The sequence below is a fragment of the Mesorhizobium sp. M7A.F.Ca.CA.003.01.2.1 genome, assembly GCF_003998945.1.
Classification (GTDB): Bacteria; Pseudomonadota; Alphaproteobacteria; order Rhizobiales; family Rhizobiaceae; genus Mesorhizobium; species Mesorhizobium ciceri.
Window position 1 is genome coordinate 1 of record NZ_RZRA01000313.1, and the last position, 5558, is coordinate 5558.

Consider the following 5558-nt stretch of genomic DNA (forward strand, 5'->3'; position numbering starts at 1 on the left):
GTCGTCTTGCCGGCGCCGGACGGTCCGACCAGCCCTACCTTCTCGCCTGGCCTGACGACAAGGTCGATGCCGTTCAGCACGCCGAAACCTTTGCCGTAGTGGAACTCGACGTTCTTCACCGCGATACGGCCACCCGCAACGACGAGTTCCTTGGCGTCGGGCGCATCGGTGAGGCCGAGCGGCTGCGAGATCAGCGCCTTGGAATTCTCCAGCACGCCGAGGTTTCGCAAGATGCTGTTGAGCTGCATCATCAGCCGGCCGAGCAGCATGTTGAGCCGCAGCACCAGCGACAGGGTGAAGGCGACCGCGCCGACGGTGATCGAGCCCTCGACCCAGAGATAGACGGCAAAGCAGCCGATCGCCGTGATCATGATGCCCGACAGCGTGGTCAGCGCCATGCGCACGCCGGTCAGCCGGCGGGTGAACGGGCGCAATGCGTCGAGATAGATGTCGAAACCGTTCCTGATGTAGCGGTCGTCGCCATCGGCCGAGAACAGTTTCAGCGTCTGCACGTTGGAATAGGAATCGACGATGCGGCCGGTGATCATCGAGCCGGCCTCGGCTGTTTCCTCGGCATGCTTGCGGATTGCCGGCAAATAGAGCTTGGCCAGCCAGCCGAAGGCGGAAATCCAGATCACCACCAGAACCGCCAGCCTGAGATCGAGGCCTGCGACCAGCGCCAGCGTCGTCACCGTGTAGACGATCATAAACCAGACGACCTCGATGAAGCTTTCCATCAGGTCGCCGGTCGCCTGGCCCGCCTGCCAGACCTTCGTCGCGATGCGGCCGGCGAAATCGTTCTGGAAAAAGGCGTAGGACTGGCGCGAGACATGCCGGTGCGCCTGCCAGCGCACCAGATTGTAGAAGCCCGGCGTGATCGTCTGTTCGTCGACCAGCGCCGACAGGCCGACGACGACGGTGCGGATGACCAGCACCACCACGGCCATGAAAACCAGTTCAGGGCCGGCGGCGGCCCACAGTGCGTGCCAGCTGCGCTCGGCGGGAAGCTGGTCGAGAATATCGACCAGCCGCCCGACGAAGTAGAACAGGCCGGCCTCGACCAGCGGCGCGATGCCGCCGATGACCAGCATGGCGAAGAAGGCGAACTTCGCCTGGCCGACATAGTGCCAGAGAAAGCCGCCGACACTGATCGGTGGCCGAAGATTCGCCGGCTCCCTGAACGGATAGACCCAGTTCTCGAACCAGCGATAGACGGCTGTCATCATGCGGCGGCCATCATTCTGCGGCTTGCCTCTTTGCAAGTGCGTCGTTGGCGGGACCGTCCTCAAGCAGGAACCCGCCCGACTGGCGCTGCCAGAGCTGCGCGTAGAGCCCGCCCTTGGCGACGAGTTCTTCGTGCGAACCTTCCTCGATGACACGGCCCTTGTCCATCACCACCAGCCTGTCCATCGCCGCGATGGTCGACAGCCGGTGCGCGATGGCGATGACGGTCTTGCCTTGCATGAGCTTGTAGAGATTCTCCTGGATCGCCGCCTCGGCTTCGGAATCAAGCGCCGAGGTCGCTTCGTCAAGGATAAGTATAGGTGCGTCCTTCAACATAACGCGAGCAATGGCGACGCGTTGCCGCTGGCCACCGGACAATTTGACGCCGCGGTCACCGACATAGGCGTCGAAGCCCTTGCGGCCGCTGGCATCCGAAAGCCCCGATATGAAGTCCAGCGCCTCGGCGCGCCGCGCCGCCTCGACAAGCATCTCGTCGGTTGCATCGGGCCGGCCATAAAGGATGTTCTCGCGCACCGAACGATGCAGCAGCGAGGTGTCCTGCGTGACCATGCCGATCTGCGCACGAAGCGAATCCTGCTTCACAGCGGCGATTTCCTGGCCATCGACCAATATCTGCCCGGCTTCGAGGTCGTAGAAGCGCAGCAACAGGTTGACCAGCGTGGACTTGCCGGCGCCGGAACGGCCGACGATGCCGACCTTCTCGCCCGGCTTCACCGCCAGCGACAGGCCCTCGATCACACCCTTCTGCTTGCCGTAGTGGAAGCGAATGTCCTCGAAGCGGATCTCACCCCTGGAAACGCTGATCTCCTTCGCGTCCGGCCGGTCCTCGACAAGGCGCGGCAGCGAGATCGAGGCGATACCGTCCTGCACCGTGCCGATGTTCTCGAACAGGCCCGACATTTCCCACATGATCCATTGCGACATGCCCCACAACCTGAGCACAAGGCCGATGACCACGGCGACCGCGCCGATCGTCACTGCTTGCCCCAGCCACAGCCACAGCGCCATCGCGGTCACCGAGAACAAGAGCAGCGCGTTCAGTATGTAGAGCGAGCCGAAAAGCACTGTCACCAGGCGCATCGACCGGTAGACCGTTTCGAGAAAGCCGGACATACCGTCTTTGGCGAATGACGCTTCGCGGCGTGCATGGCTGAACAGCTTGACCGTCTGGATGTTTGAGTAGCTGTCGACGACCCGGCCCGTCATGATCGAGCGCGCATTGGCCTGTTCCTCGCCGACCTTGCCCAGCCGGGGAATGAAAAACCGCAGCAAAAGGATATAGCCGACCAGCCAGACGCCGAGCGGCGCGGCCAGCCGCCAGTCGGCCGAGCCGACGATGAGCAGCATGCCGAGGAAGTAGACGATAACGTAATTCAGGACGTCGATCACCTTGATGACGCATTCGCGCACGGCGAGAGCCGTCTGCATCAGCTTGGTCGCGATGCGGCCGGCGAACTCGTCCTGGTAGAAACTCATCGACTGCTTGAGCAGATAGCGGTGCACCTGCCAGCGGATGCGCATGGGATAGTTGCCCATCAGCGTTTGCTGGTTGAGGAGCGAATGCAGCCATACGGTGCCCGGCAGTGCGAACAGCACGATGAAGGCCATGCCGGCAAGCTTCCAGGCTTCCGTCTGCAGGAAGGTTTCGCGATTCTGCCCCGACAGCCAGTCGACGATGCGGCCGAGGAAGCCGAACATCCACACTTCCGCGATCGCGATGGCCGTCACCAGCACTGCGTCGAAAAGGATATAGGGCCAGGCGCCGCGCGTATAATGCACGCAGAAGGCAACCAGCGTCTTGGGCGGCTCGACCGGTTCCGCCGCGGGGAACGGATCGAGCCTTTTTTCAAACCAGCTAAACAACAACATAGGTCATGCCTGTGAAATGTGTTTGCCGCTTACGCGGCACGTGAGCGTACGAAGTCCCCGGAACCCATGGCGTCGAGTGCCGACGGTCCGGAATCACCCGGACCGTCGGCAATGCTTCGCGCAATATAGGGGCTCGCGGGCTTTTCGCCGACAGCTGCGCCAGACGATCCTGACGACACGGTGCCGCCAGCCCGGTTTTTCGGGCCAGGCCGGATCAGCCGGATGATCCGGCGCACCAGCGACGGCCGCCCGGGATCGGGAACCGCGCGCGAAAAATCGACATCCGGCAGCATGCCGCGATGCGGCCGGCGGCGAACCTCGGCGTGAACCGCCGACGAATAGGTGTCGCCGATCAGCAGCGCCCAGGTCGGCAGTCGGTGGATATGCAGGCTCCTCGAGCCCGGTATTCTGTAGGGATCGAACATCGGTCCGTCCTCCGTGTGAAAATCGAGATAAAAAGGCGAAGCAATATCGTCCGCCGGCATTCGCCCGGAGACACGCATTGCATCGGTCCGGACATGACGAGTGTCGGTCCGGACAGCTTCAGTTGGGGCGTTCAGCCCTTTTGACTTTTTGAAAAACATCGCAGGATTCCTTCGGAAGCCGAAAAATCGTTTCGGCGGGAATCGGTGCGATCAAGTCTTAGAGAGTCAGGAGAATCGTCGTACCGAAACCGCCGGCAGGCAGGTAAGCCCACGAGAGGGGCGCTGGATGTGCATGGTCATCATGAATTACCCCTCCATCGGTTCGGGTTGACAATGCTGGTTGTATACCCGACTTCGCAGAAAATGGCCACCCGCAGGTCCAGCAATTTCCAAAACCGCCAAGCCGCTGTGGCCGATCCGCCACTTATTAGAAGGACGCGGAAATGAACCGTCGTCTCCGCATCGCGCTCTACCAGCCTGACATTGCCGGCAACACCGGAACAATCCTGCGCTTCGCCGCGTGCCTCGGACTTGGCGTCGACATCATCGAACCGGCCGGATTTCCGCTCTCCGACAAGTCGCTCAAGCGAGCCGGCATGGACTACCTCGAAATGGCTGCCCTGACCCGGCATGTCGACTGGCACGCCTTCGAGGAATGGCGCAAGGCTGGTTCGCACCGGCTGGTGCTGCTGTCGACCAAAGCCACGACGGCCTACACCAGCTTCAGCTTCGCGGACGGTGACGTCCTCCTGTTCGGCCGCGAATCCGCAGGCGTGCCGGATCCTGTCCATCAGGCGGCGAATGCGCGCCTGACCATCCCCATGCAGGGTACGGCGCGCAGCATCAACGTGGCGCTCTCCGTCGCCATGGTGGTGGGCGAAGCCATCCGGCAACTCGGATAACGGCACTCCGTCTCCCGACATCTCGACCCAGGCGCACATCGCCTTCTCCTTCGTTTGCACATCCAGGGTTTCTTCGCTACAAGCTCAACTTAACTTGAGGTCAAGCAGAAAAATCGGGACGGAAAATCAGACATGGCGCCTGTAACGGAATTAACGGTTGGCCAGGTGGCCATGCGCAGCGGGGTGGCGGTGTCGGCGCTGCATTTCTACGAGGCCCGCGGCTTGATCCGCAGCCACCGCACGTCGGGCAACCAGCGCCGCTACGGCCGCGACGTGCTGCGGCGCGTGGCGATCATCAAGGTCGCACAGGAGGTCGGCATCTCGCTGGCCGAAATCGGTGCCGCACTTGAATCACTGCCCGAAAGCCGCACGCCGACGCGCGACGACTGGAACCTTTTGTCGACCGCCTGGCGCGACGGGCTCGATCACAAGATCGCCCAGTTGAAGAAACTGCGCGAAGGGCTGACCGACTGCATCGGCTGCGGCTGCATGTCGATCGACAAATGCCCGCTGCGCAACAAGGGTGACCGGCTGGCACGCGAGGGAACGGGGGCAAGGAGGCTGGTCGCTCTTCCTTCTCCCCGTTCACGGGGAGAAGGTGCCTGAACGCAGTGAAGGCAGATGAGGGGCGGCGCCAGCATTGAGAGGTTCGTGCCGCTCCTCAACCTGCCTGCCGGCACCCTCTCCCCGTAAACGGGGCGACGAAATCCTAGTCGGCCGCAGGCAACCGCCTGATGGTGAACTCGATCAGGTCGCCCGGCCGCTCGAACCAGCTTTCGATCTCGGTCCAGTAGGCCTGCTTGGGAAAGCGCTCGAACCATTCCTTGGCCTTGAGCCGGGCATCGGAGCGTGGCAGCACGAAGGTCTCGCGCAGGAAACCGTCGCGCGGCATACGCACGCGCTCGGCACGGCTTTGGTCGAGCCTTTTCTTTAGGCCATCCAGCGGCGGTCTTGCCGGGGGGCGCACGAAACAACTCCTTGCACCGTAATGACACTTGACCCTGTCCCCTAAGAGATTAGGGATCGCGCCGGCAAAAGACGAGTCATTTGTGGGACTCGCCGCCCCAACCGGAGACGGCATTTGGAACGACCAGAAATACCGGCGGGCCTGCCCCCC

The 5558-nt window shown here is 62.6% G+C and carries 6 protein-coding genes; 2 read left to right on the forward strand and 4 right to left on the reverse strand.

From position 1 onward, the window contains the following. From EN969_RS14580 to EN969_RS14590, 3 genes are all read right to left on the reverse strand, one after another. A partial coding sequence (locus EN969_RS14580) for an ABC transporter ATP-binding protein (RefSeq protein WP_164758258.1) occupies positions 1-1226 on the reverse strand: 1226 nt, incomplete at its 3' end. A gap of 10 nt (positions 1227-1236) precedes the next feature. After that, positions 1237-3114 (reverse strand): ABC transporter ATP-binding protein, encoded by a 1878-nt coding sequence (locus EN969_RS14585; protein WP_063168844.1) that lies wholly within the window; start codon positions 3112-3114, stop codon positions 1237-1239. Positions 3115-3143: 29 nt separating this feature from the next. Next, complete coding sequence (locus EN969_RS14590) at positions 3144-3539, reverse strand: hypothetical protein (protein ID WP_082826695.1); 396 nt, start codon at positions 3537-3539, stop codon at positions 3144-3146. Positions 3540-3982: 443 nt separating this feature from the next. Between EN969_RS14590 and EN969_RS14595 the strand changes: the two genes are divergently transcribed. After that, positions 3983-4441, forward strand: coding sequence for a tRNA (cytidine(34)-2'-O)-methyltransferase (locus tag EN969_RS14595; RefSeq protein ID WP_063168846.1), 459 nt, complete (start codon positions 3983-3985; stop codon positions 4439-4441). 132 nt (positions 4442-4573) lie between these two features. Then, the gene (soxR, locus tag EN969_RS14600; protein ID WP_063168847.1) at positions 4574-5047 is read left to right on the forward strand and encodes a redox-sensitive transcriptional activator SoxR; all 474 of its coding nucleotides are present in this window, start codon (positions 4574-4576) and stop codon (positions 5045-5047) included. 103 nt (positions 5048-5150) lie between these two features. On the opposite strand, the gene EN969_RS14605 is transcribed toward soxR, so the two are convergent. Continuing rightward, positions 5151-5408: a hypothetical protein gene (locus EN969_RS14605; protein ID WP_127419204.1), complete on the reverse strand. Its 258-nt coding sequence runs from the start codon at positions 5406-5408 to the stop codon at positions 5151-5153. Between the last annotated feature and the right edge of the window lie 150 nt (positions 5409-5558).

Bases quoted from the DNA above. Each gene is read 5' to 3' on its own strand.
- EN969_RS14590 (WP_082826695.1), bottom strand. From the start codon at position 3,539: ATGTTCGATCCCTACAGAATACCGGGCTCGAGGAGCCTGCATATCCAC.
- EN969_RS14585 (WP_063168844.1), bottom strand. From the start codon at position 3,114: ATGTTGTTGTTTAGCTGGTTTGAAAAAAGGCTCGATCCGTTCCCCGCG.
- soxR (WP_063168847.1), top strand. From the start codon at position 4,574: ATGGCGCCTGTAACGGAATTAACGGTTGGCCAGGTGGCCATGCGCAGC.
- EN969_RS14595 (WP_063168846.1), top strand. From the start codon at position 3,983: ATGAACCGTCGTCTCCGCATCGCGCTCTACCAGCCTGACATTGCCGGC.